A 647-nucleotide genomic window follows, 5' to 3' on the forward strand; every position below is an offset into this window, starting at 1 on the left:
ACAGACTTAACTGAATTTTAACGCCTTAATCACTGAAACTAAAGGCAAACTGACAACGCCGAGTGTAGCAAATCGTGTTGATGCATTTGTTATGTGCGATATTTACTCAAACGTCGGATACCCAAAAAAACCAATGGTTGCATCCAAAGAAATTTTATTCCCAACTTTAAATGAACTTATTTCGCCTCCGTCGATGCTATATTTGATATTGCCATTTTGATTCTGTAATTTGAGGTATGTAAATTTTGTCGATTTAACATAGGTAGACTCAATGCCAACTATGTTAAATTCAACCGAGCTTACGTCTTGGCTACCATATGAACTATCTATCCACTTTGTAGCTATTGTTGATAACATCAAAAAAATCCCGAAGGACATGAGTGTATGTACTTTGTGGTTACAATCATTATCATCAAAAACGAAATAATACATTAGCACAGCAAGTAAGAAGCTAATGAATATGCAACTAATGGCTAATACACCAGAATCAAGAGTTTCGTGAAATGAGACAAAAACGAGGTTAATCATACCTCCCGCTAATGATAAAAAAACCAGTATTATTAAACGCTCTCTACTCACACAGCTAACCTATTGTTAATGTTAAATTTATTTTTAGCACATAACGCCTGCATAACACGTTTACTACT

General features: G+C 34.5%; 1 protein-coding gene. It reads right to left on the bottom strand.

Annotation, left to right across the window (positions count from 1 at the left end):
• Positions 1-102 precede the first annotated feature (102 nt).
• On the bottom strand, positions 103-579 hold the full coding sequence (locus tag PVK62_RS17475; RefSeq protein WP_274445651.1) for a hypothetical protein: 477 nt from the start codon (positions 577-579) through the stop codon (positions 103-105).
• Positions 580-647: the final 68 nt, after the last annotated feature.

The sequence above is a fragment of the Aliivibrio sp. S3MY1 genome (assembly GCF_028765575.1).
Taxonomy (GTDB): domain Bacteria; phylum Pseudomonadota; class Gammaproteobacteria; order Enterobacterales; family Vibrionaceae; genus Aliivibrio.